The organism is Lentimicrobiaceae bacterium, from assembly GCA_028697555.1.
Taxonomy (GTDB): Bacteria; Bacteroidota; Bacteroidia; order Bacteroidales; family UBA4417; genus UBA4417.
In genome coordinates, this window is sequence record JAQVEX010000031.1 from 1 (window position 1) to 24,334 (window position 24,334).

A 24,334-nucleotide genomic window follows, 5' to 3' on the forward strand; every position below is an offset into this window, starting at 1 on the left:
ATAATATAATTTTCTCTACTTACAGATTACCGAATTTATTATTTTATTCATTGGATAATGGTTATACAACCGATACCCTTTGTGAGTTGTTTCAAAATGTAGGGAAATTTCGACGAGATAAAGATAACAATCTATTTATTGTTGACCTTATATTCTACGGCATATTACACAAGACTGCTTCCCCAATAGTGTTTTCAGAACTTAGCAACGATAAACTATCAAAATTGAACATATACCCTAACCCTGCCGTACATAACATTAATGTTGAAATACCCCAAAACATGATTTTACCTGAATTGGAGTTGACATTAATGGATATACATGGCAAAATAATTGACAAACACAAAATCGTTGCTCACGATGGCTTTGTAAATATTGATGTGTCAAATTTGAAAAGCGGGACATATACGCTTATTGTTTCAGACAAAGTAAAGTTGTACAAAACTAGATTTATAAAACTATGAATACAAAAATTTTAATCAAGCACTTCTTATTGTTCACCGCCGCTCGCTCGCTTTTGCAAAGCGAGCGGAATATTCACGCTTCTACACTTCGGAGCTAAAAGCCAACAGCCAAAAAGTACAACAATTTCTGATATAAAAAATTTATACTAACTTTGTACACAAATGCACTATATTTAATTATTATGTTAGTAAAGACCCATGGCTGTGCAATACAAGGCGTTAATGCAATACCTATTACCATTGAGGTAAACGTTGACCAAGGAATAAAATTCTACTTGGTCGGCTTACCCGACAATGCTGTAAAGGAAAGTCAGCAACGTATAGAAGCTGCTTTAAAAAATGTTGGTTACAGATTTCCGCGTCAGAAAATTACAATAAATTTAGCCCCGGCAGATATCAGAAAAGAAGGTTCGGCATACGACCTGCCAATAGCTATAGGACTTTTAGCTGCTTCGCATCAAATAGAAACAGATTTATTAGATAAATATATTATAATGGGTGAGTTGTCTTTGGACGGAAGCATCCAGAACATAAAAGGAACTCTACCCATTGCCATAGAAGCAAGAAATAACAATTTTGAAGGCGTTATAGTGCCTGCTCAAAACGCTAAAGAAGCAGCCGTTGTCAATAACATAAAGGTATATGGCGTCAGCACAATAACGGAAGTTATACAAATATTAGAAAACAACTCTCCAATAGAACCTCTTTCGTGCAACATAGAAGAAGAATTTTACGAAAACGTTTCAAATTACGAATTCGATTTTTCTGATGTAAAAGGTCAGGAAAATATAAAACGTGCCTTGGAAATTGCCGCAGCAGGCGGACATAATGTAATATTGATAGGACCTCCCGGCTCGGGAAAAACAATGCTTGCTAAACGCATGCCTTCAATACTGCCTCCATTAAGTATAGACGAAGCCATTGAAACCACAAAAATACACTCGGTTGCAGGCAAACTAAGCGACAACTCCAGTTTAATGACAACGCGACCTTTTATAAATCCGCACCATACAATATCCGATGTTGCCCTCGTGGGTGGAGGTAGCAATCCGCAACCCGGAGAAATATCGTTGGCAAACAACGGAGTTTTGTTTTTAGACGAGCTACCCGAATTTAAACGCTCGGTTTTGGAAGTGCTACGACAACCGCTTGAAGAAAGAAGTATAACTATTTCGCGTTCAAAATTTTCGGTTACTTATCCTGCAAGTTTTATGCTAATTTCTGCAATGAATCCTTGTCCTTGCGGATTTTACAATCACCCTGAAAAAGAATGCGTTTGTGCACCGGGAATGGTTCAAAAATATTTGAACAAAATTAGCGGACCATTGCTTGATAGAATTGATATTCACGTTGAAGTTGTCCCTGTTCCGTTTTCGGAATTGAGCAGTAAAGTTGAAGGCGAGAAAAGTGCCGACATCAGAAAAAGAATTATTAAAGCTCGCGAAATTCAGGAAAAACGCTTCGCAAATAATGATAATATCTTTTGTAACGCACAAATGTCGAGCAGTTTGCTACGAAAAATAGTTGTTATAGATGAAGAAGGAGACAAGCTTCTGAAAAATGCTATGGAAAAATTAAACCTTTCGGCAAGAGCATACGACAGAATTTTGAAAGTCTCACGCACAATAGCCGACCTTGCCGATTCTGAAAACGTACTTATTGAGCATTTAGCCGAAGCTATACAATATCGTAGCTTAGACCGCGAAAGCTGGGGAAGTTGAGTTGGTGTTGCGGGGTACGGGTTGCAGGCAATTATCAATGAACAATGAGCAATGGGCAATTATTAATTGATAATTGATAATTACTAATTGCTAATTCAGCTTCGCTGCATTTTCTGTCGTCGCTCGGCATAGCTCAAGCAAGCTCGGCTCTGCTCTCACTCCTAAGAAAATTGCCAACAGCCAACAGCCAACAGCCAATAGCTAATAGCTAACGGCTAAAAGCTAATACTAACTTTTTAACCTCTGCTACGGAAATATTTTTCATGCACCTGAAATGCTTTCGGGGGCAATGGTTTTTGCCCATCTGAGTACACGGACGACAAGGTTCGTCAACTTCGGCAACGCGAGATTTATCGCCATACGGATAAAAACCTAATTCTTTGCTTGTTGGACCAAAAATACCTACAACCGGAGTTTTAACCGACTGCGCCATGTGAAGCAAACCTGTGTCGTTACTGACAAGAACCTTGCAAAAAGAAAGCACCGCCGCCGATTGCCCTATCGAAAAAATTCCGCTTGCATTTAATACCTTTCCGTTTATTTTGCCTGCAATGTGTTCGCACAATTCTTTTTCGCCTTTGCCTCCCATTAAAACCACACAGTCGAATTTGTTAGTCAATAAATCGTTGGCTAACGCAATATAATATTCGGGTAACCATCTTTTGTTATCCCAATATGCACCCGGAGCCAATGCCAAACAACGACTTTGCGAAGCTCCGTTTTCTTCAAACCATTTGCTTACCTTATCAATATTGCTTTTGCTCGGAAACATCTCAGTTCCCAAACCATCGTATTTTACACTTAGTTTTTCAACTGCCTTAAAATATCTTTGGTAAACAGGTACAACCGACTTGCCATACAAATTTATTTTAAACTTTATGAGCATAAATCTTTTTACAACATGCTTCGAATATTTCCATTTGTATTTGGCAGGCACTTTTAATCTGAGCGTTAAGCTGCGTATATTCTTCTGAATATCAATAATATGAGAATAATTATTGTTTTTTAGTTCCGAAATAAGGTTTTTTAATTCGTTTTTATTGTCGGAATTATAGAAGAACAGACTGTTTATGTGCGGATTGCCTTCTAAGACTTCAGCGAATTGTTTTTTCACCACAAAATCTATAATACAATCGGGGTATGCCTTTCTTAAACAGCGAACTAAAGCCGTAGTAAGAATAACATCGCCCATAGAACTAAACCTTATTATCAGAAAACGTTTTTGCACTATTTTTGTATTAAATTTACTCGTGTAAAAGTAATATTATTTTAAAACTTTGTAATAATTAATTGCAAAACAGATAATGCGTTTTTTTGAAGTAAAAAAACTACCTTTGCAAAAACAGTTTCATTGATGGAAAATATTTTGAAAAACGATAAGGTAACGTACCTAACACCGGCAGAAGAAAAAATTATGTTTGCGCTGTGGAATCTAAAAAATGCCGCCGTAAATGACATATTACCTTTCTACTCTGAGCCAAAACCGGCGTACACAACCGTATCGACTTTAATCAGAATATTGGAAAAGAAAAAAATTGTTTCGCATCAAAAAGAAGGTAAAACTCATATTTATTTTCCGCTGATTGATAAAAACGATTACATAATTTCAAAAATCAACCATATAATTAATAACAACTTCGACGAATCTGTCGATGATTTTCTGAATTTCTTGATGAAATCAGGAATATTACCACAAAAAGCAATAGACAATTTGTGTGAAGAATATTCGACGGAGAAACCGAAACCAAAAAAGAAGAAGAAAAAGAAAAAAAAGAAATAAACAAATGAAAGAAACAGTAGTATCGGGCATCAGACCCACAGGCAACTTACATCTGGGAAATTACTTCGGAGCAATGAAAAATTTTGTAGAAATGCAAAATGCAAACAATTGTTACTTTTTCATAGCCGATTATCATTCGCTAACAACTCACCCAACTCCATCAGACCTACACGGAAACGTGAAACAAGTGCTAGCCGAATATTTGGCTTGCGGTTTAGATCCCGAAAAATCGACCATTTACCTACAAAGCGACTTACCCGAAACTGCCGAGTTGTACCTGTTTTTGAACATGATTGCCTACATGGGCGAACTTGAACGCTGCACTTCTTTTAAAGATAAAATCAGACAAAACCCCGACAATATTAATGCCGGACTACTTACCTATCCTACGCTTATGGCTGCCGATATTATAATTCATAATGCCCATAAAGTCCCTGTAGGAAAAGACCAAGAACAGCATTTGGAAATGACACGCACATTCGCCAACAGGTTTAACAGACTGTACAATGTTGAATATTTTCGCGAACCTATTGCTTATAACTTTGGCAAGCAGTTAGTTAAAGTTCCGGGATTAGACGGCAGCACAAAGATGGGTAAAAGCGAAGGCGAAGGCAACGCCATATTTTTATTCGACGAGCCCGAAGTTATACGCAAAAAAATAATGAGAGCCGTTACCGATGCAGGTCCTACAACGCCAAATCAGGAAAAGCCACAGCCAATAGAAAACATCTTCAACCTGATGAAACTTTTATCCGACGAAAGTACTTACCAGCACTTTAACGATGCGTACAACAATTGTACAATCAGATACGGGGATATGAAAAAGCAACTTGCCGAAGATGCTATTAAATTTACAACTCCGTTCAGAGAAAAAATTAACGAACACTTAAACGATAACGATTACTTGAAAAAAGTAGCTCAAATGGGAAAAGAAAAAGCCCACCAAAGTGCAAGTAAAACAATAAAAGACGTGAGAGAAATTATAGGTTTCAAGGATTTTTAATTGTCGCTTTTAACCAACATCAAAAAATCATCTTCTAAATAAATATAACCGTACTCGTACACAAAAAAGTACGTTCCTTTTTTGGTGATAAGATTGTGTGTAAAATAGTTGAAATTAAAACCCTTATCAGCAAGTTTTTGTTTAGTGATGGTTTTGGTTTTGCCGTCGGCGACTAAACTTGCGAGCATTCGCCTGTTTCTTCGTAAAATATTATTAATGTTTCTGACTAAGTTTGTACTATCCCTGTTGAGCCTGTTGTTGTAGTTATTTCGGCATAAATCGGAACAAAACTTCTTGTCGCGTCTTCCAACAAGCGGTTCGCCACAATCTAAGCACTTTTTTACATCATCAGTCATAACAACATAAGCAAATCAAACTAAAAATATTTTAAAAGGGACAACATTCCATTTCTCTGGCTCTAGCTCCGCCACTGTAACTCGGAGTTGCACTTCTACCACCGCCGGAGAAGAAACTGAATTGGTCGAACTCGTACACCAATGATATTTCGTGAGCATTTTTGCCTGCTTCTTTTAGGTCGCTGGTTATCATGTCGTACGAATACATAATCCTTAAACGCGAATCGTCGCTAAACGGAACATTAACTCCTACACTAAAAATAACATCATTGGTTTTAAAAATATTAACGTTCTGATTACGAAACCACGCCCCCAAATATATCGACGACTTATAAATATTAAGACCTACCGTATAGGTAGAAAAATCGCTTTGTTTTTCGTAGATAAATGCCGGATTTAATTTCAAGTTGCTGTATGATGAGCTTGCTCTGTAGGTAGAAACACGTCCTTGGTTGATATCAACAACCACATCGGTAGTTAGCACTAACTTATTAGGCAAATTGCTTGCTGCCAAGCCTACAAACGACTGATTGGGTCGGAAAACATGCTGTACGGCAGCGCCGACAGTAACCTGAACATTGGCAGCATGTCCATCGGTATTAACATATCTGTAAACACCGCCAACGCCAAAATCGGGGTACATTACTTTATTTGTTTCGGGTCGCGGAAAATCGGTTTGATAAATTCTACCAAAACGCGGATGCAGCTCGTCGCCGAAAACCATATCATCCCAATTAATCATAAGTTGCGAAAACGAAACCAAAACTCCAACTTGTGCAACCATATTGTCATATATAGGAACTCTGGCTGCAGTAGCAAGTCCTATGTTGGTGGTTTTTATTTTTCCTACACCTGCTTGGTCGCTATTTACAACCAATCCGAAACCGCCGCTACCCGGAATTGCTCGCTCTGCAAAATCGGCTGTAAAGCTAAGTGTTTTGTAAGGAGTAGCCAAACCCGTCCATTGTGTACGATAGTTAGCTCTAGCACGCATACCCGGATTTAAACCTACGTAGCCTGGATTACTGTACACAGGATTATTGTAAAATTGCGAAAAAATAGGGTCTTGAGCATTCAAAGATGTTGAAATAGCTACAGTAAACGATAGTATAAACACTATTGCCAAACTTGTTTTAGAAAATATTCTTGCCATCACAAAAATGATTTAATTACATCAAAAACTGATTAAAGAGCATAAAAGTACAAAATTTTTAATACTGCCGTCAAATTTAATAAATATTTATTAAAACAATATAGCTATTTTGTATCTTTGTATGGTAAAAATAAGAATTATGCGAGAACTACTATTAAATATTTTAAATTTAATTGATTTAACTACCTTAGAAGGTACAGATAACGAATCGCGTGTTGCAAATTTGTGCGAACAAGCCATATCTTTCAAAAAAAACAACTTAGCATATCCGGCTGCAGTGTGTGTTTATCCGGTATTTGTCAGACAGGCAAAAAGAATTTTAAGAAACACTCCTGTTCAGGTTGCCTGTGTTGCCGGTGGTTTCCCTTCGGGACAAATGCCTTTGAATTTGCGACTAAAAGAAGTCAAATATGCCATTAAAAAAGGTGCCGACGAAGTTGATATGGTTATTTCGAGAGGTAAATTTTTGGAAGGTGATTACAATTTTATCAGAAAAGAAATTTCGAAAACAAAACGTGCTTGCAGAGATAAACACTTAAAAGTTATTTTGGAAACCGGCGAACTCAAAAACAACGAAAATATTAGGTTAGCTTCAACTATCGCCATAGAATCAGGAGCCGATTTTATTAAAACTTCGACAGGCAAAATTAGTCCTGCAGCTACTTTAGAAGCTGCCGAAGTTATGCTTAATGTTATAAAAAAACATTATGATGAAACCGGTATAATGATAGGTTTTAAACCTGCCGGCGGAATATCCGAAATTGAAGATGCAATTGCCTACTACAACTTAGTGGATAAAATATTGGGCAAAGCTTGGCTTAATAACAAATATTTTAGGTTTGGCGCTAGCAGATTGGCTGCAAAAATTTCGGACAAATTATTGTAATTATCACAAATTGACTAATTTTGGACTTTAATTACTTTTAATATTTAATAACCTTAAAAATATAAATATGAAAACTTTTGGCAAACTAACCCTAATCGGAATATTAGCTATGTTTTTATTCTCGGCTTGCGAACCCGACGAAGACGACACAACTCTTGATGCAAGAGACAAATACGTAGGACAATGGCATTTTTACGAATATAGTAAAAGTGCTTTAAACCAAAGTTACATTGTGGTAATTAGTAAAGATGCTACCGACGAAAACGCTTTAGATTTAGCAAATTTAGGAAATCCCGGTATTGAAAATATATCAAGCAGAGGCGTTTTGGTTGGTAATAAAATAGTAGTACACCCGCAACCTTTACCAAACAACTGGGAAATTGAAGGCGAAGGTTCCATGAGTAATGTGTCAAATACGCAAATGCAATGGCAGTACACTATTACAGCCGGTGGAAACCGAATGTCTTACAATATAACAGCAACTAAACAATAATAAATATTTAAAATTTTAAAACAATGAAAAAAATTACAATTTTAACACTAATCCTAACAGTAGCTTTAGTATCATGTAAAAATACAGGAAAAGTTACTAAAGACGAAAGCGAAACAAAAGTTTACTACGAAATAGAAAATCTTTTGGCTGAGGCAGCCGATATGGTTGACCAAAATGTTGCAGTACAAGGTACTGTTACTCACACATGTAGCCACAGTGGCAGAAGATGCTTTATAGAAGGCAATACACCTAACTTAACAATTCGTGTTGAAGCCGGTGAAACTATTGGTAGCTTTGATGCCGACTTGGTTGGTACTCAAATTTTAGTTAAAGGTATTCTCAAAGAAACCAGAATCCCTGCTGCCGACATTGATAAACAAGAACAAGACCTTTTGACCAAACAAGGTGAAGCTGAAAAAGAACATAACGAAGAAGGTCGTCACGATTGTGAAAACGAACTTAATAATATTGTTAAAATGAGAGAGTGGATGAAGGAAAATAACAAAGATTATTATGCTACTTATTATATAGAAGGAGTTGAGTATTCAAAAGTTGAGATAGAACAAGCTGAAGGAGAGCAAATTAAAGACGAACAAGTTGAAGAATAAAATAATTAAATGGACTAGAATTATCCACCGTGATTTGGGATATTTCATGGTGGGTATTTCTCTTATTTATGGATTTTCCGGAATATTGCTAAATCATATAGACGGAAACGATCCTGCTTTTAAAATTAGGACAAACAGTTTTAAAATAGCACCAAATCTTAGTGCTGACGAACTAACTGTCCAATGGAGCGAATTATCCGACGTTCCTACTCTCAATAGAGCTGTTGCTAACCAAAACAACGATAATATTAAACTTTATGTTAAGGGTGGGATTGGAAACTATTTGCCTGCCGACGGCTCAGTTTCTTATCAAACCAAAACCAAAAAACCTATAGCATACGCTATTAATAAGTTGCATTACAATCGTGTTAATTACTGGACTTGGTTTGGCGACTTCTTTGCCATATCTCTGATATTTTTTGCACTCTCCGGATTAATTATGGTTAGAGGCAAAAATAGCTTTAAGGGAAGAGGTAAATGGTTTGTAATTGCCGGACTTTTAATTCCTATTGCTTATTTACTTTTAGGGTAATTTTTTGTTGCGGGTTGCGGGTTGCGTGTTACGGGGTTAATTGTTAATTCCTAATTGCTAATTGCCAAGAGCTAACGGCTAAAAGCTAAAAGTAAATTTAATCCCCAAAGTACCTATAAAAAAACCATTTTTCATACCTTTGTAAAATATAAAGTTGTGATAAACGACTTTAAACTGTAATTTTATTGACTCATGAAAAAAGTATATTTATTAGACGCAATGGCTCTGATATACAGGGCTTATTTTGCATTACAACGTTCGCCGCGTGTTACTTCCTACGGCTTGAACACATCGGCAGTGATGGGATTTGCAAATACTTTATACGATATAATTAAAAACGAAAACCCAACTCACATCGGCGTTGCATTCGATTCGTATGCACCAACCTTGCGGCACGAAAGTTTTGAAGATTACAAAGCCAACCGCGAGGCAATGCCCGAAGATATTGCTACTTCAATTCCTTATATTAAAGAGTTAATCTCTGCATTTAATATCCCTATTTTAGAGTTGGAAGGCTACGAAGCCGACGATATTATCGGTACTTTGGCAAAAGAAGCTGAGAAAAAAGGTTTTACAACTTACATGGTTACACCCGACAAGGATTTCGGACAATTGGTTTCGGAAAATATTTTTATTTACAAACCCGGATACAAAGGTGGAAAACCCGAAATTATGGGAGTGCCTGAAGTTTGCAATAAATTTGGTGTAAAAAATCCCTTGCAAGTTATAGACATGTTGGGGATAATGGGTGATAAATCGGATAATATACCCGGAATTTTCGGCATAGGCGAGGTTGGTGCTAAAAAACTACTTGAACAGTTCGATTCGGTAGAAAATCTTTTAAACAACACTGATAAAATTGCAAGTAAAAGTACAAGAGAAAAAGTTATCAACGGTGCCAATGATGCAGTTATGTCAAAACAACTTGCAACTATTATTTTAGATGTACCTATTGATTTTGACGAAGAATCTCTGAAACTCACAGAGCCGAATATTCCTGTTCTAAAAGAATTTTTGGATAAGTTGGAAATGAGAACTTTTGCCAAAAGGGTTTTCACCGACTTGTCGCTTATTGCATCTGAAAAAACTACCGACGACAAAGACAAAGATAAAGTAAGCGCACAAAGTAGCAACGTTCAATTAGATTTGTTTTCTGAAGCTAATATTGCCGAAATGGAAAGTTTGTACAACAATATTAACAATACAAATCATGAATACGTGCTGATTAACACCGAAGCTGAAACGGATAAATTAGTCGATTTGCTTAGCAAGAGCAAACAATTTTGTTTCGACGCCGAAACCACAAGTTTAGATACCGCCGAAGCCGAATTGGTTGGTATTGCTTTTGCCACCGAGCCTTATAAGGCATACTATCTAAACATACCGCCAAATAGAGAATACGCAAACAAAATAGTAAGCAAACTAAAGCCTGTTTTTGAAAATAAAAATATTTTGAAGATTGGTCAGAACCTGAAATACGATATTGCTGTTTTGCGAAACTACAACATAAAAGTTGCCGGAATATATTTCGACACAATGATAGCACACTACATCATCGAACCTGAGAGCAGGCACAATATGGATAGTATGGCGTTAAGCTATCTGAATTACCAAACTATCAATATAGAATCAATAATAGGCAAAAGGGGTAAAAATCAGAAGAGTATGAGAGATATTGCTCCCGAAATTGTTAAGGATTACGCTTGCGAAGATGCCGACATTACACTCAGGCTGAAAAATGTGCTGTCTAAAGAAATTGATACCGACAAAATGAAAAACGTTTTCCACAATATAGAAATGCCTTTGGTTGAAGTGCTGGAAAACATGGAAAACAACGGTGTTAGAATTGATACCGACACTTTGAATGATTATTCGGAAGTTTTGGGTAAGCAAATAGATACCATACAAGACAATATTTGGAATCACGCTGGAACAAATTTCAACATCTCATCGCCAAAGCAATTGGGAGAAGTTTTGTTTGACAAAATGAAAATTATTTCAAATCCGAAAAGAACCAAAACCAAACAATATCAAACAGGCGAAGATGTTTTAGTTAAATTGATAGATAAGCACCCTATTATCAGCGAGATACTTGAATATAGGTCGCTGACAAAACTAAAATCGACTTACGTTGATAGTTTTCCGCAACTTATAAATCCTAAAACCGGATTGATACACACAAGCTACAATCAGGCTGTAACAGCCACAGGCAGATTGAGTTCTACAAATCCGAATTTGCAAAATATACCTATACGTACCAGTGAAGGCAAAGAAATAAGAAGAGCATTTATACCTCGAAGTTCGGAATATACGCTTTTGTCAGCCGACTACTCGCAAATAGAATTAAGGATAATAGCTTCTATTAGCAACGACAGTAATATGATTAACGCTTTTAATTCCAAACAGGATATACACGCTGCCACTGCTGCCCGTATATACAAGACCAATATAGAATATGTTACAAGCGACATGAGACGAAACGCAAAATCGGTTAATTTTGGAATTATTTACGGTATGTCAGCTTTTGGATTGGCTGAACAACTGTCTATTCCGCGAAAAGAAGCCGCCGAAATAATCGATAATTACTTTTTGTCATTCCCAAAAATAAAAGAGTATATCAACAATATCATAGATTTTGCTAAAAAGAACGAATACGTGGAAACGCTTTTAGGTCGCAGGCGCTATATTCGCGATATAAATTCAGCCAATGCCGTTGTTAGGGGTTACGCCGAAAGAAACGCCATAAACGCTCCTATACAAGGCACAGCCGCCGATATGATTAAAATTGCTATGGTCGATATTTATAATGAGCTGAAAAAACAAAACCTAAAAACGCTTATGACAATGCAAGTCCACGACGAACTTGTTTTCGACGTGTTTATTCCTGAACTCGACACTGTAAAAAGTATAGTTAAAGACAAAATGGAATCGGCTCTGAAACTAAATGTTCCCGTAGTTATCGACATGAACACAGGCGACAATTGGTTGGAGGCGCATTAGTGTAAAAAAGCTGCAGGCTTTTTTTAGCCATTAGCTCTTGGCTGTTAGCCGTTGGCAATTGTCGGTGTGTAACCTATTTAGTACAGCTAAGAGCCAACGGCTAAAAGCTATTTATAAATGATTTTTAAACCTAACAGGTTTTTGAAACCTGTTAGGTTTTTTACATAGGTTTTTTACAAATCTCCCAGGCGACAATTGGTTGGAGGCGCATTAGTGTAAAAAAGGTTGCGTTGTACGCACCTTTTTTAGCCATTGGCTGTGGTTGTTCCCCAATAGCCAACGGTTAAAAGCTAAAGACTAAATGGTTTTTAAACCTAACAGGTTTTTGAAACCTGTTAGGTTTTTACAAATCTCCCACATCTTCAACATCATCCAAAAAGTTCAATACGTTTATATCATGCCAATATTCAAAATTTTCCTTGTCGCCAAACAAACTTAATACATATTCCCTTTCAACTGAAGATGACTTCTCAGAAATATAGGCTTGATACGATGAATAGCGATACTTTTTATAATCATCAGTAAATAAGTGCTTCACAGGATTTAAATGTACATAGGCAATTAACTGAATTAAATATTTTTCATCTTCTATTCGTTTTCGATGTAGATGTTTTTGAAAAAGACTTCCCGTCCTGTTATATTTTTTATTTACAGCTTTAGTATAAGCATTAAAAAAATGAGAAAAAGGAAGATATGGTTTTGTTTGATATTTTTCTTCTAATTGATCGTAATCTTTAATTTTTATCACTAAATGAAAATGATTTTTTAATAGACAATAAGCATATATATCTGCTATTGGCAACAGATATTTTTTCAGCAACTCTAAAAAATAACGATAATTCTCCTCTTCAAAGAAAATATTTTCTTTATTATTTCCTCTATTAAAAACGTGATAAACAACACCGGGTTCAAAAAAGTCTTGTCGCATAAACCATATTTTTACTATAAAAAAACCTAACAGCCAAAGGCTAAAGGCTATTTATAAATAATTTTTAAACCTAACAGGTTTTTGAAACCTGTTAGGTTTGTTTCACATTAATGGAAAAAGGTTCGTGATACGCACCTTTTTCAGCCAACGGCTATTTATAATTTCAAACCGCCTTACTTTATCGTTCGCAACAATTCTTACGCTTTATCCAATGCCTGAACAAGGTCGGCTAGAATATCGTCGTAGTCTTCTATTCCTACCGAAAATCTTACCATACCGTCAGTAATTCCTGCACTTAATCTACCTTCTTTACTCATTTTTGAGTGTGTCATTGATGCCGGATGTTGTATCAAAGTTTCAACTCCACCCAACGAAACAGCAAGCAGGGCTAACTGAACGGAATTCATCATTCTTTTACCTGCCTCTATTCCACCTTTTAAACCGAATGACATCATGGTTCCAGGTCCACGCATCTGCTTCTTAACCAATTCGTATTGCGGATGGCTCTTCAAGCCTGGATATTTCACCCATTCTACTTTTGGGTGGTTTTCTAAGAATTCAGCTATTTTAATCGCCGATTTTTGAGCTTGCTCTACACGAATGCTAAGAGTTTTTAAGCCTCTAATAACCATATAGGCTTGGTGCGGATCCATATTGAAACCCATACTTACCATAGTTGAACGTAATTTTGTATAAAGCGATTTTTCCTTAGCAATAACAATACCGCCAACTATATCGGCATGACCGTTTAAAAATTTTGTTATAGAATGTAAAACAACATCTGCACCCAAATCAAGTGGATTTTGCAAATACGGACTGCAAAATGTATTATCAACAGCCAAAATAATATTATGTTTTTTAGCCAATTGCGAACATGCTTTTAAGTCGGAGACTTCCATTGTCGGATTTGCAGGCGTTTCAACGTAAAGTAATTTAGTGTTTGGCTTGATAGCAGCTTCAACTTCGTTGATATTTGCAGTGTTAACAAAAGTAGATTCAACGCCGTATTTAGCGTAGTATGTTTCTAAAATAACTCTACTTGGTCCGTACACCGCCGATGAACAAATAACGTGAGAGCCTTTTTCCAAGAAAGTCCCGTAAACCACGTTAACAGCACCCATACCCGAACTTGTAGCTATACCTCCAAAACCGTTTTCTATATCTGCTACCAAGTCTTCTAAAGCTTTTACTGTAGGATTGCCTATTCGGGTGTATATGTAACCGTCGCATTCGCCTGCAAAGCAAGCCGCTCCATGGTCGGCGCTCTTAAACCTAAAAGTTGATGTTTGATAAATTGGAACAGTAGCACTTCCGTAAGGTTCGTCGAAAGCTCCACTATGTATTAATTTTGAATCGAATTTTAATTTTTTTGAATCACTCATTGTATGTTATTTATATTAATTTTTTATTGAATTATGCAAAGTTACTTTTAATGGCTTAAAATAAGCTATTATTTCACCAAAATTTTATTATTTATTGTTTTCAGAAGTTATTTCCTTAGCCAAGGCAATTTTGTTTTTCTTATTAATGAATTTCCGCTGCTCGTAGTAGGACGGAATACGCCTGACGATAAGGCTTTTATCTCTTCAATAGTGTAAAACGCCGAAGGATAATAATCGTGCAGTATGCTGATAAAGCCTTCTACTTCTTTACGTCTAATTATTGAGAAAACAACCTTTAAATCGCCACCTTTTGAACCTTTTGCATCAACAATGGTAATACCGTAGTTTGCTTCCTTTACTTTGTTTATAAACTCTTCATTGTCGCCTTGCAAAAAGGTTCTAACAATCACATTGCCGAGTGCTATGCGCTCTTCCATTAGCATACCTATATAATTTCCGGCAGCAAAACCTGCACCGTAGGCAATGTAGCACAACCAATTGTCAAGATGCTGCATAATTTGAGCCACAGCTATCAACCAAATAATAACTTCAAAAAATCCAATTACAGGTGCTATTCGTTTCATTCCTTTTGAAACAAATATAAGCCTCAACGTTCCTATACTTACGTCGGCTACTCGGGCTAAAAAAATTAAAAGTGGCAACACTATCCATGTGAACCACCACACGTCTGTTGTTAATACTGAAAGTAGCATGATTAATACGTTTTAATTAATTCTATATTGCAATCAAAATTATTATATTTCTGAAAACAAACGGCTTATACTGCCAAATAATAATTATTTTTAACTAATTACAAAACCGAAATCTATCAGTTGTTGCCAGAATTTAGGGTAAGATTTGTTAACCACGTCGGGATTATCGATTTTAAGTTTATATCCGGCTAATGCCAACGGCGCTATAGACATAGCCATTCTGTGATCTTGGTAGGTTTTTATTTCATAAAATTCGGTTTTGTCTATTTTACTATCATCAATTGTAGAAATAATTAAATCGCCGTCGATTATTTTTATATCGAACCCTAATTTTTCCAACTCCGTGTAAATAGCTTCCAAACGGTTGGTTTCTTTATATTGCAAGGTACTAAGTCCGGTAAGTTTTGCCGAAATGTTTTTAGCGCAGCAAGTTACAGCAATAGATTGCAATATATCGGGGTTTGAGATAAAATCGAAATAAAATTTCGGATTGCAGCTTCCTTCATTTTCTAAAATAATTCCATCTTTATTTTGTGTGGTTTTTACTCCTAATCTGCTGTACAAAACGGGTAAAACCGAATCGGCTTGCAGACTGTTTACACTCAAATCGGAGAGCAAGACTTTGGCGTTGGGCATCAAACTTGCAATTTGATACCAATACGCAGCCGCAGTCCAATCTGGCTCAACAGCTTTGGGACAATCGTTGTTAAAACCTTGTTGGATAATTATTTTCTTATCTTTTATCACAACCTCAGCTCCTGCTTGCTTGAGAGCATCTTGCGTTAAAAATATATACGGCTCGGAAACTGTTTCGTTGGACAGCAAAATTGTGAGTCCGCCAGCAATTACAGGTGCAATAAGCATCATAGCACTTACAAACTGACTACTCTTTGTAGCGTCTATTGCAACTTCGCCGCCTTTAAAATTGCTTTTGCCTTTAATAATAAGCGGTACGAAATTGTCGTTTTCAGCGTATTTTATATCAGCTCCAAGACTCAACAAAGCATCTACCAAAGGCTTTATCGGTCGTTGTTGCATACGCTCAGTGCCGGTCAGATACCAGTTCCCGGGAGTTATACTTAAAACAGCAGTCAGAAATCGTAATGTTGTGCCTGCATCTTGAGCATCAATTGTTATTGGAGTTGACAAGTTTTTGTTTTCGGATATTAACTTTAACAACTTTTGCAAAAGTACTGTATCGTTGGCATCCGAATAATTAATATCAAAAGCTTTACCCGACAAATACTGCAATACAAGCAAACGATTAGATATACTTTTGCTTAAAGGCAAATTTACCTTAAATATGCTTTTGTTATTGCTTGGTATTTTACAATCGGATATTTGCATAAAGTTTGCTTAATTTGATTTTAACGTTATTAAAGTAATTTCTGATGCTATTCCCAATCTGAATGGAAAAGCAACCGTCCCTAATCCTCTATTAACGTACAAACTTTGCTTATTATTGTCGTTGTTGGTTGAGTACAAGCCCGCCCATTGCTCGAACATAAACTGTGCCGGACTAAATCTTACTTTTCCTTTTTCGAAACCCATTTGCATGGCGTGAGTATGTCCCGAAAGCGTGAGATTAATGTCTTTGTGATTTTCGGTTATTACATTTTGCCAATGGTGTGGGTCGTGAGAAAGCAAAATTTTAAACGGAACTTTTTCTGCTCCTTTGTTTGCCAATTCTACATCTCCGTACTTACCCCAACGATCGACTTTGCTCCAGTTTTCAACTCCCAACAAGGCTATACTGTCGTTTTGCTTACGCAAAATAGCATTTGAGTTGTTGAGCAATTTCCAATTCACTCTTTTGTAAAAATCGGCTAAAAGCTCGCTCTGACTCGGAGTAGTATCTGTTTTGCTATTATTATAGTAATCGTAGTCGTGGTTGCCCAACACCGAATATACTCCATGTTCGGCTTTTATCTGTTTCATCATGTCTTCAAAAGGGTACGCTTCGCTTGCTTTCTCGTTAACCAAATCGCCTGTAAAAACAACCAAATCGGGTTTTAAAGAATTTATTTTGTCAACAGCTTTCTGAAATAATTCTGCTTTATACCAACTACCAAAATGAATATCCGATAAATGAACAATTTTAAAATCGTTGAATGAATCGGGAATTCCTTCATCGTGATAGTTTACTTCATGAATTTTAAAATCGTAAGTCCATTTAAAACAACTAATAATAACAAAAGTTACTATTAACATAGCCGATATTGCACCCATAATTGTGAAGATTTTATATGTTTTTGAAAACGTTTCTGATTTTTTATTGAATAATTTTCCGCAAACCCTAATAATGATTGAAATAACCTCTCCCAAAAGCATGAAAGACAATAAAACCAACTTCGATATTACCAATATCATCATTAAACCGGGAACATATATCCTAAAAAAGGTGTTCCAATCTTCAATAGGCGTAATGCTCGAAATTATAGCAACTAAATAAATGAAAAATAGCGGAAGAAAATAAATTGTTATAAGCCAAAACTGTTTGCGTATAAAGAACTTGAAGGTTTTTATAAAAGTGCCCAAAAGCAAAAAATCGACAAGTAAGAAAACAACAAAAAACCAATACTTACTCGAATGGACACCTATTACATTCTTGCCAACTAACAAACCTAAAATAGCTGTAACGCAAAAAATAATAATTAAGGCAACGGCTCCCTTTTTAGTGATTACACGTCGGTTTTCGCTTATATTTCCAATCATATAAAATTTTAACACGGCAAAAGTAATTACTTATTATTAACTTAATGATAAATGAATATTAGAAAATGTTGTTATCCGATAAATATCTTCATATTGGCTTTTAGCTCTTGGCTGTTAGCCTTTGGCTGGTAAAGTTAGAAATTAGAAATCACAGCTCGCACGCTTTCGCAAAGCGTGTGTTACGAACATTGACTTTTAAAGTTTCTATTTTTTTATATGTTCTTTTGTGTTATTTCGTTCCGTATTAATTTTTAAGGTACTCAATGCTCTCGAACCGTTTATACGGTTCTCGGGTGATACAAAAGAACCAAAAAATCAAGGCTGACATTTCTTTTCTGAATTGCGTTCTCATAAATCCTAAGTTCGTGCGGGTGATTTCCGAGCAAGCTCGGAACTTCCCGTTCTCACTAAGGATTTATTTCGAACTACATTCAGAAGAAATGTATGCCCTCCTTTTAAAGTAATATGTCTTGCTATTGTAATTTCTTTTCACGATAGATAATAAACACGAAAAAGAGCGAAGTTAATTTATTACAAAACAGCTAAATTTGAATTGATATTGGCTGTTGGCTTTTGGCTGAGTTTAGCTAATAGCAATGGCTAACGGCTAAAAGCCTCGCAACACGCAACACGCTACACCCATTTCAAGATTTTATCGAACAGTAATAATTATAAAATGTTTGTGCTATAATTTTTTACTGTAACATTTTCAGGATAATAAACTTTGTTTTACTTACAAATATTATTTTTCTTTGTAAAAAATTAATCTATGAATTTGAGTTACAAAATTAGCAACTATATAATCCCAAAGCCTTTAAACTATACCGAAAGCGAAGATGTTTTCGATTTTGGAAATAATCCTTTAACAACTTTTATTTCGGAAGAAGCAAATAGTATTATCGATAAAAGTTTTTTCGATACGATTAGCAATTTTTTGCCTATAAAAAAGGGAAACGAAACCAATTCAATATTATATTTACACGCCAACAGCGGTTTAGACCCTAATCCTGAAGAATATGAATTGAAAATTGAACCAAACAAGATAAGTCTAACCGCGAAAAGCCATTCGGGTTTTTTATATGGTATGGTAACTTTATCGCAATTGTACTTGCAACAAAAGTATTTGCAAAAAGAAGTGCATTGTTGCACCATCAGCGATAAGCCTGAGTTTAAATGGAGAGGAATAATGTTAGATGTGGTCAGGCATATGTTACCCATCGATTACATAAAACAATTTATTGACTTGATGAACTACTACAAGCTCAACTCGTTGCACTTGCACCTCACCGACGACCAAGGTTGGCGAATTGAAATAAAACAATATCCGAACCTTACAAAAATAGGCTCGTGGCGAAAAGAAACGCTTGTAGGTTGGCAATTGGGTTACAAATCGGAAGAAGATTTTTTGTTTGATAACAAGCCATACGGCGGATACTACACTCAAGAGCAACTAAAAGATTTGGTTGAATATGCGAAAGCAAGAAATATAAATATTGTTCCCGAAATTGAAATGCCCGGGCATGCAACAGCGCTGCTTGCAGCCTATCCGGAGCTGGCTTGCAATAAAAAACTAAATATTGAAACGGCTACGTATTGGGGAATTTTTGACGATATTATTTGTCCGACAGATGAAGCCATTGCTTTTATGAAAAATGTATTAGATGAAGTCTGCGATATTTTCCAAAGTAAATATATTCATATTGGTGGCGACGAAGTCCCAAAAACCAATTGGAAAAATTGCGATTTCGTTAAACAACTGATGAAAAAACACAAGATCACCGATGTAGAAAAGGTGCAAGGCTGGTTTAACCGACAAATTGAAGAGCATCTGAACAAAAAAGGTCGTTTGCTCATTGGCTGGGACGAAATACTCGACGGCGGCATCTCAAACAAAGCCTGCGTTATGTCGTGGCAAGGCGAAAAAGGTGGAATTAGAGCTGCAAACTCGGGTAATTATGTTGTAATGTCGCCGGGAAATCACTCGCTTTATTGGGATTATAAATATGATAACGATTATTGCCCGAAAAACATCGGCAGAAACGACAATAGCGCTCCAACAAATAAGCTGTACGAATATTATCCCATTCCCGACGAAATTGACAATGATAAAAAGCACTTTATCTTAGGAGTACAAGCTAATATTTGGTCGGAGTATATTTTAAATCCCGAGCAACACCAATACCTTGCTTTTCCACGAATGTTTGCCTTAGCTGAAATAGCTTGGTCGGAGAAAGAAAGCAAAAATTGGACAGACTTTGTTGTTCGCAACACTTTGCATTACCGTATTATTGATAGACTCAATTTCAATTATCACATATTTGAGCCTATTCTAAAAAAAATAAATGAAAAATTTTATTTGTATTCGTGTGTACCAAATTCAACAATTTACTACACAACTGACGGCTGTATTCCGAGTGATAAATCACTCAAGTACAACAACTTCCCCATTGATGAAAATACGCTTAAACTAATTACAGCAAGGACTTTTGTAGAAGACAAAAGCAGCAAACCTGTGAATTTTTAAGATTTATTTATAACATTTTTGCTATAAATTCGTTATTATAGTCGTATTAACTATAAATCTATTTACTATGATGACAAAAAAATTTTTTAAACCTTTTGTGTTTGCTCTAACCGTTTTATTGTTTATTTCCGTATCTTGTACGAAAGACAATAAAAATGAACTTCCTAACGAGATTAAAACGTACGTTACAACACACTTTCCTAAGAAAAACATTGTAAGCTACGAAAAAGTTACTAACGATGTTAAAATTAACTACCACGTTAAACTTGAAGACGAAATCGACTTGTACTTTGGTAATGCTAATAATATAGTTCAAATCAAATCTGACGATTATAAGTTACCATACTCTATTTTCGACCAAAATATCCTTGACTACATTGCTCAAAATTATCCTTTCAATTATATCACCGATTGGGAACTCGACGACGATAAGTATGAAGTTGAGTTGGACAACGGAATTGAATTGGAATTCGACTTGCAAGGTAATTTTATACGTTCGGAAAATGAAGATGATGTCGTTTTGCAGCCTTCAGACTTGCCACAAGAAATACTCGACTACATAAACACATATTTCGGCGATGCCACCATTTTAAAAGTCGTTAAAGACGAAGATGATGACGAAGTTGATATTTTGCTATCCAACAGAATAAAATTGACTTTCTGCTGGAGTCAAAAAAATATAATTGAGATTATTTCCGACCGTCAGATTCCCGACGAAGTTCTTCCTGTAGCTATCGTTGAGTACGTAAACAACAACTTCCCCAACTATTTTATAGTTGAATGGGAACTTGACGACGACAAGCAAGAAGTTGAACTTAACAACGGTATTGAATTGGAGTTTGACCTGCAAGGCAATTTTTTAAGTTTAGACGATGGCGACGATGATATTATTATACCGTACAACGACCTTCCTAATGATATTAAAACATATTTAACTACCCACTTCCCTAACAACAACTTTAAACACGCATTTAAAGATGATGACGACCATGAAATTGACGTGTTTTTGGAAGGTGATGTTGAACTTACTTTTGATGTAAACAACAAGGTTATTGAAATTGAGTGCGACAACGGATTGCCAAATAGTGTATTGCAAGCCGCAATTGTAACATATGTAAACACACATTACCCAAACAACCTTATTGTTTCGTGGAAACTTGACGACAACAAACAAGAAGTTGAACTTGACAACGGAGTTGAACTTGTCTTTGACTTAGACGGCAACTTCTTGTACGAAGACTAAGATTAGAAAATTAATGTTTAAAAACAAAAAAGCCCCGCACGTGCGGGGCTTTTTTTGTGTGGTACCGACTGGAGTTGAACCAGTGACCTGCGGATTTTCAGTCCGACGCTCTACCGACTGAGCTACGGTACCAACTATATTTTGGGTTTGCAAAGATACGATTACTTTCTAAATAAACAACTATTTAACAATTAATTTTTTACTGCTAAATATTCTGCCATTAATAACAAAGGTGCATAAATAAACGCCTGAACTTAAATTTTCTATATTTAAATTCGTTTTTTCAGCTGATGTGTCAATATCGCTAACTAACACTTGTTGCCCTAGCATATTGCGAATAATAACTTTTACATTGTTATCGAAAGACGAAAATTTATGTGTAAAACCAATTTTGTTAGTTGCCGGATTTGGATAAGGTCCACTGATTGAAGTTTTAACATCTCTATCGGCAGACAAATCCGTCATTTTAAAATTAACTACAACCTTCGCATTAACCGGCTGCTCTACCGAGGCACTATCGTAAAAAACAATCTCTACCGAGCTTTTACCGGTTTTGCCCATAGGCATGTAATCTAATTTGAATTCTGATAAAATGCTGCCTGCAGTAATAGTGTCTTTTTGGGTAACATTTACAAAACCCGGATAGCAATTAAAACGGTCGCACATTGCAAAAGCTGTACCTTCTACCAACGACAACTCATTTTTTTTCATGTGTACATTATATAAATCGTTACCGGTATTGTTTTTAACCTTAAACGTGTACGTATGAATTGCGTTGTAATCAAGAGATACCACAGTAATATCCTGATTGTTTATTACATTCATCTCGTTATCGTAAATAATTAACGATGAATCATTTGCATGAGCTTTCGACGAATTAAAAGTAGCGTTTGCACTAAGCGTAAACGAAAGTATTGCTAAAGCAAATATAAGTGTAATTTTTTTCATGGCTTTGTTAATTTTATAGCTTTCCTTTTTACAAAAGTAATATTTTATTTTATTTGAATGATGTAAAGCATATTTTTTTTATAATTTTTAGTGTTTTAGCAAAAAATTTATATTTGTAGGCTAATTAATATTTATTAAAATAATTACAAAAACATTTGTTAATCATAAATATAATAACACTATGAAAAAATTTACTTTATTGCTTACTCTCGTAATGAGTGTTCTGATTGCGAGTTCTCAATCGCAACGATTTGTTGTTTTGGAGCACTTTACTAATGCATCGTGCGGACCTTGTGCTGCATATAATCCGACTTTAGCAAACTTGCTAAACAACAATACTTCAAAATGTATATCCATACAATATCACACAAGTTGGCCCGGTGTCGACCCTATGAATGCCCACAACCCTGCCGATGTTAGTGCAAGAGTTGGTTTTTACGGAGTTCAAGGCGTTCCGCATGTTGTTATGGACGGTAATGCTTTTAGCGGAAGCCCTGCATACGTTAACCAAACCATGATAAACAACCGCTATGCTGTTCCTGCTGACTTTGATATAACAATTAATCAGGAACTTAATCAGGCTCAAGATTCAATTTTTATTACTATGCTTGGCGTTGCAACAAAAAATGTGTCGGGCAACTTAGTCGCTCATTGTGCAGTTATTGAAAAATTAATCCAATTCACAACTGCTCCCGGCTATAACGGCGAAAAAGTTTTTCATAATGTTATGAAAAAAATGCTTCCGACAAGTTCAGGAACAGCATTGCCCGATAATATGAGTGTTGGCGATTACTTCATTGTTAGAGCTGCATGGAAATTAGAAAATGTTTACCAAATCAATCAGCTTAGCGTTGTAGGTTTTGTTCAAAATAAAACCGATAAAGCCGTACTTCAAGCTGCTAAAACTTCAACAGATCCCATTACCGCACCGTTCCAACACGACGTCGAAGTCTCCGACCTTTCGGGTATTAACACAAAATATTGCAATCCATCTATTAATCCAACATTCAAACTTCGCAACAATGGTTCCGAAACCGTTACCTCGGTCGTATTTGAATATAAAATTAACGGAGAAGTTATTGGAACTTACGATTATGCAACTTCTTTGGAGTTTTTAGACGAAACTACCGTTACTTTCCCTGTTGAAAATTTTGAAATTTTGAATAACAATACTCTCGAAATTGCAGTTCAATCGGTTAACAACGTTGCCGACCAATACGTGAAAAACAATAATTTAGAAGGAAGTTTCGAAAAAGCTCCTAATGCCACCGGTACCGAAATTAAAATTACCTTAAGAACCGACTCTAAACCGGAAGAAACATCGTGGACAATAACCGACAACAATGGAAATATAGTTGCTACGGGCGAAAACTACACTATTCCAAATAAAACTTATGTGGAAAATGTAACTTTAGAAGCTAACAAATGCTACAGTCTTATGGTTTACGATACCGGAAATAACGGACTATGCTGCGACAATGGTACAGGTTATCTGATTGTTGCTAATGCTAGCGGTGGTACTATTGGTAATGCCAGCAAATTTGGCGATAAACTCGAAATACAATTCTCTACCTACGACCATACCGATATTGAAACAAACTATGCCTCGAAAGTTAGCATTTATCCTAACCCAACTAAAAATATGGTTTACATTAACCTCGATAATAATTTTGGCAGAGCCGATTATCAGCTTATAAATACTCAAGGCAAAGTGCTTAAAAAAGGCACCTTCGAAAATAACAACGGTAGCGTAGATTGTTCCGATGTTCAACAAGGTATTTACTTCTTGAAAATAAATATTGCAAACAAGCAAACTATCGTTGAGAAAATATCGGTAGTGAAATAAATTACTTGCAAATTCTTATATGAAAAAGGCTGTTTGTTG

The 24,334-nt window shown here is 35.9% G+C and carries 21 protein-coding genes and 1 tRNA gene; 12 read left to right on the plus strand and 10 right to left on the minus strand.

Features of this window, described 5'->3' with window-relative positions:
• Together PHP31_06190 and PHP31_06195 are read left to right on the plus strand one after the other, a co-directional pair.
• On the plus strand, positions 1-464 hold a 464-nt coding region (locus PHP31_06190), incomplete at its 5' end, for a T9SS type A sorting domain-containing protein (protein ID MDD3738865.1).
• Between the two features lie 182 nt (positions 465-646).
• Positions 647-2,185 carry a YifB family Mg chelatase-like AAA ATPase gene (locus tag PHP31_06195; protein ID MDD3738866.1) on the plus strand — a complete coding sequence of 513 codons (1,539 nt, stop codon included), beginning with the start codon at positions 647-649 and terminating at the stop codon, positions 2,183-2,185.
• Positions 2,186-2,393: 208 nt separating this feature from the next.
• Here PHP31_06195 and PHP31_06200 read toward each other — a convergent pair whose 3' ends face one another.
• The gene (locus PHP31_06200; GenBank protein MDD3738867.1) at positions 2,394-3,413 is read right to left on the minus strand and encodes a glycosyltransferase family 9 protein; all 1,020 of its coding nucleotides are present in this window, start codon (positions 3,411-3,413) and stop codon (positions 2,394-2,396) included.
• A gap of 126 nt (positions 3,414-3,539) precedes the next feature.
• Between PHP31_06200 and PHP31_06205 the strand changes: the two genes are divergently transcribed.
• Together PHP31_06205 and trpS are read left to right on the plus strand one after the other, a co-directional pair.
• Positions 3,540-3,965 (plus strand): BlaI/MecI/CopY family transcriptional regulator, encoded by a 426-nt coding sequence (locus PHP31_06205; protein ID MDD3738868.1) that lies wholly within the window; start codon positions 3,540-3,542, stop codon positions 3,963-3,965.
• A gap of 4 nt (positions 3,966-3,969) precedes the next feature.
• Positions 3,970-4,968, plus strand: a complete 999-nt coding sequence (trpS, locus tag PHP31_06210; protein ID MDD3738869.1) for a tryptophan--tRNA ligase — start codon at positions 3,970-3,972, stop codon at positions 4,966-4,968.
• Here trpS and PHP31_06215 read toward each other — a convergent pair.
• A complete protein-coding gene (locus PHP31_06215) occupies positions 4,965-5,324 on the minus strand; it encodes a hypothetical protein (GenBank protein MDD3738870.1) in 360 nt (119 codons plus the stop codon). The genes trpS and PHP31_06215 overlap by 4 nt on opposite strands.
• 31 nt (positions 5,325-5,355) lie before the next feature.
• Positions 5,356-6,477, minus strand: coding sequence for a PorP/SprF family type IX secretion system membrane protein (locus PHP31_06220; protein ID MDD3738871.1), 1,122 nt, complete (start codon positions 6,475-6,477; stop codon positions 5,356-5,358).
• Positions 6,478-6,616: 139 nt separating this feature from the next.
• Between PHP31_06220 and deoC the strand changes: the two genes are divergently transcribed.
• The 5 genes from deoC to polA all read left to right on the plus strand — a co-directional run bounded on the left by deoC (position 6,617) and on the right by polA (position 11,996).
• A complete protein-coding gene (gene deoC, locus PHP31_06225) occupies positions 6,617-7,363 on the plus strand; it encodes a deoxyribose-phosphate aldolase (protein MDD3738872.1) in 747 nt (248 codons plus the stop codon).
• A gap of 67 nt (positions 7,364-7,430) precedes the next feature.
• Positions 7,431-7,856: a hypothetical protein gene (locus tag PHP31_06230; protein ID MDD3738873.1), complete on the plus strand. Its 426-nt coding sequence runs from the start codon at positions 7,431-7,433 to the stop codon at positions 7,854-7,856.
• Positions 7,857-7,879: 23 nt separating this feature from the next.
• On the plus strand, positions 7,880-8,464 hold the full coding sequence (locus PHP31_06235; protein MDD3738874.1) for a hypothetical protein: 585 nt from the start codon (positions 7,880-7,882) through the stop codon (positions 8,462-8,464).
• On the plus strand, positions 8,454-8,996 hold the full coding sequence (locus PHP31_06240; protein MDD3738875.1) for a PepSY-associated TM helix domain-containing protein: 543 nt from the start codon (positions 8,454-8,456) through the stop codon (positions 8,994-8,996). Before PHP31_06235 ends, PHP31_06240 begins: the two co-directional genes overlap by 11 nt.
• Before the next feature lie 192 nt (positions 8,997-9,188).
• A complete protein-coding gene (gene polA / locus PHP31_06245; GenBank protein MDD3738876.1) occupies positions 9,189-11,996 on the plus strand; it encodes a DNA polymerase I in 2,808 nt (935 codons plus the stop codon).
• A gap of 343 nt (positions 11,997-12,339) precedes the next feature.
• Here polA and PHP31_06250 read toward each other — a convergent pair whose 3' ends face one another.
• The 5 genes from PHP31_06250 to PHP31_06270 all read right to left on the minus strand — a co-directional run bounded on the left by PHP31_06250 (position 12,340) and on the right by PHP31_06270 (position 17,734).
• A complete protein-coding gene (locus PHP31_06250; protein ID MDD3738877.1) occupies positions 12,340-12,924 on the minus strand; it encodes a hypothetical protein in 585 nt (194 codons plus the stop codon).
• A 197-nt stretch (positions 12,925-13,121) separates the two neighbouring features.
• The gene (locus tag PHP31_06255; GenBank protein MDD3738878.1) at positions 13,122-14,306 is read right to left on the minus strand and encodes a PLP-dependent aspartate aminotransferase family protein; all 1,185 of its coding nucleotides are present in this window, start codon (positions 14,304-14,306) and stop codon (positions 13,122-13,124) included.
• Positions 14,307-14,413: 107 nt separating this feature from the next.
• Positions 14,414-15,019, minus strand: a complete 606-nt coding sequence (locus PHP31_06260; protein MDD3738879.1) for a DUF2179 domain-containing protein — start codon at positions 15,017-15,019, stop codon at positions 14,414-14,416.
• Between the two features lie 90 nt (positions 15,020-15,109).
• A complete protein-coding gene (locus PHP31_06265) occupies positions 15,110-16,366 on the minus strand; it encodes a 3-phosphoshikimate 1-carboxyvinyltransferase (GenBank protein MDD3738880.1) in 1,257 nt (418 codons plus the stop codon).
• Between the two features lie 9 nt (positions 16,367-16,375).
• A complete protein-coding gene (locus tag PHP31_06270; GenBank protein ID MDD3738881.1) occupies positions 16,376-17,734 on the minus strand; it encodes a metallophosphoesterase in 1,359 nt (452 codons plus the stop codon).
• Between the two features lie 769 nt (positions 17,735-18,503).
• Here PHP31_06270 and PHP31_06275 point away from each other — a divergent pair.
• Complete coding sequence (locus tag PHP31_06275) at positions 18,504-20,258, plus strand: family 20 glycosylhydrolase (protein MDD3738882.1); 1,755 nt, start codon at positions 18,504-18,506, stop codon at positions 20,256-20,258.
• A gap of 67 nt (positions 20,259-20,325) precedes the next feature.
• Positions 20,326-21,501 (plus strand): PepSY-like domain-containing protein, encoded by a 1,176-nt coding sequence (locus tag PHP31_06280; GenBank protein MDD3738883.1) that lies wholly within the window; start codon positions 20,326-20,328, stop codon positions 21,499-21,501.
• 59 nt (positions 21,502-21,560) lie between these two features.
• On the opposite strand, the gene PHP31_06285 is transcribed toward PHP31_06280, so the two are convergent.
• Both PHP31_06285 and PHP31_06290 read right to left on the minus strand, forming a co-directional pair.
• Positions 21,561-21,633, minus strand: a tRNA-Phe gene (locus PHP31_06285).
• 48 nt (positions 21,634-21,681) lie between these two features.
• The gene (locus PHP31_06290; GenBank protein MDD3738884.1) at positions 21,682-22,449 is read right to left on the minus strand and encodes a T9SS type A sorting domain-containing protein; all 768 of its coding nucleotides are present in this window, start codon (positions 22,447-22,449) and stop codon (positions 21,682-21,684) included.
• Between the two features lie 181 nt (positions 22,450-22,630).
• Here PHP31_06290 and PHP31_06295 point away from each other — a divergent pair, with 181 nt between their 5' ends.
• Positions 22,631-24,295 (plus strand): T9SS type A sorting domain-containing protein, encoded by a 1,665-nt coding sequence (locus tag PHP31_06295; GenBank protein MDD3738885.1) that lies wholly within the window; start codon positions 22,631-22,633, stop codon positions 24,293-24,295.
• Positions 24,296-24,334: the final 39 nt, after the last annotated feature.

Excerpts from the sequence above, each read along its gene's own strand:
- deoC (MDD3738872.1), top strand. The coding sequence starts at position 6,617 with ATGCGAGAACTACTATTAAATATTTTAAATTTAATTGATTTAACTACC.
- polA (MDD3738876.1), top strand. The coding sequence starts at position 9,189 with ATGAAAAAAGTATATTTATTAGACGCAATGGCTCTGATATACAGGGCT.
- PHP31_06280 (MDD3738883.1), top strand. The coding sequence starts at position 20,326 with ATGATGACAAAAAAATTTTTTAAACCTTTTGTGTTTGCTCTAACCGTT.
- PHP31_06260 (MDD3738879.1), bottom strand. The coding sequence starts at position 15,019 with ATGCTACTTTCAGTATTAACAACAGACGTGTGGTGGTTCACATGGATA.
- PHP31_06195 (MDD3738866.1), top strand. The coding sequence starts at position 647 with ATGTTAGTAAAGACCCATGGCTGTGCAATACAAGGCGTTAATGCAATA.
- PHP31_06220 (MDD3738871.1), bottom strand. The coding sequence starts at position 6,477 with ATGGCAAGAATATTTTCTAAAACAAGTTTGGCAATAGTGTTTATACTA.
- PHP31_06230 (MDD3738873.1), top strand. The coding sequence starts at position 7,431 with ATGAAAACTTTTGGCAAACTAACCCTAATCGGAATATTAGCTATGTTT.
- PHP31_06275 (MDD3738882.1), top strand. The coding sequence starts at position 18,504 with ATGAATTTGAGTTACAAAATTAGCAACTATATAATCCCAAAGCCTTTA.
- PHP31_06235 (MDD3738874.1), top strand. The coding sequence starts at position 7,880 with ATGAAAAAAATTACAATTTTAACACTAATCCTAACAGTAGCTTTAGTA.
- trpS (MDD3738869.1), top strand. The coding sequence starts at position 3,970 with ATGAAAGAAACAGTAGTATCGGGCATCAGACCCACAGGCAACTTACAT.
- PHP31_06295 (MDD3738885.1), top strand. The coding sequence starts at position 22,631 with ATGAAAAAATTTACTTTATTGCTTACTCTCGTAATGAGTGTTCTGATT.
- PHP31_06205 (MDD3738868.1), top strand. The coding sequence starts at position 3,540 with ATGGAAAATATTTTGAAAAACGATAAGGTAACGTACCTAACACCGGCA.
- PHP31_06265 (MDD3738880.1), bottom strand. The coding sequence starts at position 16,366 with ATGCAAATATCCGATTGTAAAATACCAAGCAATAACAAAAGCATATTT.
- PHP31_06255 (MDD3738878.1), bottom strand. The coding sequence starts at position 14,306 with ATGAGTGATTCAAAAAAATTAAAATTCGATTCAAAATTAATACATAGT.
- PHP31_06250 (MDD3738877.1), bottom strand. The coding sequence starts at position 12,924 with ATGCGACAAGACTTTTTTGAACCCGGTGTTGTTTATCACGTTTTTAAT.
- PHP31_06215 (MDD3738870.1), bottom strand. The coding sequence starts at position 5,324 with ATGACTGATGATGTAAAAAAGTGCTTAGATTGTGGCGAACCGCTTGTT.
- PHP31_06290 (MDD3738884.1), bottom strand. The coding sequence starts at position 22,449 with ATGAAAAAAATTACACTTATATTTGCTTTAGCAATACTTTCGTTTACG.
- PHP31_06270 (MDD3738881.1), bottom strand. The coding sequence starts at position 17,734 with ATGATTGGAAATATAAGCGAAAACCGACGTGTAATCACTAAAAAGGGA.